The 2,825-nt window shown below is 30.2% G+C and carries 3 protein-coding genes and 1 pseudogene; 2 read left to right on the plus strand and 2 right to left on the minus strand.

Annotated features, from left to right (window positions below):
• The first annotated feature begins 157 nt into the window (after nucleotides 1–157).
• Nucleotides 158–488, plus strand: a pseudogene (locus KUA55_RS18030) (VOC family protein).
• Nucleotides 489–617: 129 nt separating this feature from the next.
• Here the strand turns inward: KUA55_RS18030 and KUA55_RS18035 are convergent.
• Both KUA55_RS18035 and KUA55_RS18040 read right to left on the minus strand, forming a co-directional pair.
• The gene (locus tag KUA55_RS18035; protein ID WP_218327760.1) at nucleotides 618–1,292 is read right to left on the minus strand and encodes a CPBP family intramembrane glutamic endopeptidase; all 675 of its coding nucleotides are present in this window, start codon (nucleotides 1,290–1,292) and stop codon (nucleotides 618–620) included.
• Nucleotides 1,293–1,296: 4 nt separating this feature from the next.
• A complete protein-coding gene (locus tag KUA55_RS18040) occupies nucleotides 1,297–1,692 on the minus strand; it encodes a helix-turn-helix transcriptional regulator (RefSeq protein ID WP_218327761.1) in 396 nt (131 codons plus the stop codon).
• Between the two features lie 173 nt (nucleotides 1,693–1,865).
• On the opposite strand from KUA55_RS18040, the gene KUA55_RS18045 reads away from it, so the two are divergent.
• Nucleotides 1,866–2,522: a CPBP family intramembrane glutamic endopeptidase gene (locus KUA55_RS18045; RefSeq protein ID WP_218327762.1), complete on the plus strand. Its 657-nt coding sequence runs from the start codon at nucleotides 1,866–1,868 to the stop codon at nucleotides 2,520–2,522.
• Nucleotides 2,523–2,825 lie beyond the last annotated feature (303 nt).

Below are 2,825 nucleotides of genomic sequence, written 5' to 3' on the forward strand. Positions count from 1 at the left end.
CCATCTCATAGTTGTGCTTTTTGGAAAGACGCTGTTTAAATTAATAAAAAATAAAGCCAGTTCACATAGTGAATTGGCCCTTTTTTTACATAAATCACGTTATTCCAAGTAAAAATTTTAACGGTATTTTTGATATAATTTTTGAGGGGTGAATGACGTGATAAATCATATTGAAATAAATGTCAAAGACTTAAAGAAGTCTAAAAAATTCTATACATTTTTACTTCAAGAGTTAGGTTATACTCTTTTTCAAGAATGGGAAAAAGGATTTAGCTGAACCTTATCATAGAAAACACATAGGTCTAAATCATATAGCTTTCTCTGTTGCCAATCCGCAGAAAGTGGATGAATTACGTATTAAATTACTAGAAATGGAAGCCCACGAACTTTACACGCCTAATTACCCATTTGCAGGAGGAAAAAATCACTATGCGGCTTTTTTTGAAGATCCAGATCGTTTAAAAATTGAATTAGTTGCCATGAAGTAGCGCTATTAGTTCACATGAAACTCCTTATACCAAATACGAAGCAAAAATATAATCTGAACAATAAAAAGTCACTATTTTGAGAATTAGTTTTTTTACTTACAGGATAAACAAATCAATTACCACAGTTCACTACGTTAAGAAAAAAGGAAGTAAACTAATTAAATTCATAAAAATATGCACTAAACTAATTAAAATCAAATTTTTTGTTTTGTAATAAGAGAATCCAAATACCAAACCTGATAGGAAATAGGGGATACTTTGAATAAAATCAGTTAGATACAAGTTATGTATATGGGTTGCAGCAAATAAACTGCTTGAAAGTAAAACGGCTAGACCCACAGGTATTTTAGTAGAGAATTTGGTAATAAGAATACCCTTAAAAAAGAACTCTTCAACAATCGGACCGATAAATGCTAGAATTGCCAATATTATTACAGGATTGATTAGTGTTATTGTATTTAGAATATTCGTGTCATTTTGAAAGTTATCTGGAGTAATGTTTAGAGTAGAAAAAAATATTTCAACAACCCCATATCCTAATGATGACAACAAAACGTCTGCTAAATATACTGCTACCAAAATCAATAAAGATTTAAATTTATGTAGCTTAATCCAATGGAAATTAGATTGTATAGTCTTTTTGAACAACGAAATTCCTATAATCAGCAACATCGTATAACAAACAGCTTGTATAGTGATTTTTTGATTGGCGCTATTGATTATGTATTGTGGGATTTTAAGCAGGAAAATACATATGTATATTAGAATAAATACTACCATTTTTGTTGAGTATTTATTTATCATACTGTCACCTCGAGATTTTTAGTCTTAAGGAAAATACAATGACTTGTCTTATAAGAAAACCCACTATCAACCATATCAAAATCAATCCTATATTATGGCTGAACACAGTTGTCAAAATAAACAACAAGAGTAAAACCATGCTCAATTTTAACTGTTCTTTTATGAATGTTTCATGGTTGTTAGTTGGTAATTCTACTGCTGATACTTCAGAGTCAAATAGTTGGTCTATCGAAATATTATACACTTTAGCCATATCCAATAAGTTATCAACATTAGGAAGTGTTCGATTATTTTCCCAATTAGAAATAGTCTGCCTCGAAACACCGATCTTACTAGCTAAATATTCTTGACTAACTCCATGGCTAGTGCGCTTCAATTTCAATTTTGTACCAGTATCCATTGCTTTTCCTTCTCTCTATCTTGAACTGAAATTTTATTGATTACTAGCTTAAATATTTTGACAATTGCCTATTTATTCTATAGTATAAAGGATTTTAACATACTACTCTTATATCATGTACATTAGATTTTTTAGTATGTTATGCTAAACAATAAATGTTTAGGAGCGAAATAATGTCTAAAAATAGAGATTTGATTAATCTAGCAATCTACATCATTATATTTTTCAGTGTGTGGTCTTTTTACGAATTACTAATAAAACCTCAAATACTAGACTTAGCCCCTATTCCAAGCGCTTTTATCCAAGCAATTATAAAAGTAAGTTGTTGGACAATACCAAGCATCTTGTTAATAAAAAGAACCACAACTTTACAAGTACCGTATCCTCAATTATTCCAGACTAAGATATATTGGGAGAATTGGATACTACTTTTAGGGCTGATGATTCTATTTTTATTAGGAGGCTCTTACTTGGGATATGGTAATTTACAAATTAGAGAGACGTTTCAGCCGATTGATCTCATAAATAGTGTATTACTGGTTGGTCTAACAGAAGAATTAGTATTTCGTGGTTGGATTTTAAATTTTCTATTAACCAAAATGAATAAGTTTGGGGCTTTAATACTATCTTCAAGTTTATTTTTGTTAATACATTTTCCAACCTGGATACATACAGGAACATTAATTCCTAACTTAGTTTCGGGCGGATTTATACAAGTTTTTTTCTTAGGAATCCTATTTGGAATTGCCTTTATAAAAAGTAAAAACATCTTCGTTCCAATGCTATTTCACATGGTTTGGAATTTAATAGCTATAACTTATTATGGATAAGAACTTTAGTGCATAAATTCCATAAACACGGAGGAATACATGGCTACTTGTTATTTAACTAGCAAGTAAGCATACTGCAGATTATAAAAAAAAGCCAGCTCATTTCGAGAACGGGCTTTTACTTTACATAAGTTACGTTATTCTAAACTACAATATATTTAAATATAGAATAACAGAGCTTTTGTATGTTTGCTGACGGGTGTTGCACTTTATATTGGTATCTAAGAGTTAAAAAAGTGATAAAATCGTACTCTATGATTTGTAGAGTACGATTTTCACTTACTTCTACAATCAATAGGTAGG

Source organism: Enterococcus alishanensis (genome assembly GCF_019218635.1).
In the GTDB taxonomy this organism is placed as follows: Bacteria; Bacillota; Bacilli; order Lactobacillales; family Enterococcaceae; genus Enterococcus_A; species Enterococcus_A alishanensis.

Coding starts and splice junctions, on each gene's coding strand:
- KUA55_RS18035 (WP_218327760.1), bottom strand. CDS start 1,292: ATGATAAATAAATACTCAACAAAAATGGTAGTATTTATTCTAATATAC.
- KUA55_RS18040 (WP_218327761.1), bottom strand. CDS start 1,692: ATGGATACTGGTACAAAATTGAAATTGAAGCGCACTAGCCATGGAGTT.
- KUA55_RS18045 (WP_218327762.1), top strand. CDS start 1,866: ATGTCTAAAAATAGAGATTTGATTAATCTAGCAATCTACATCATTATA.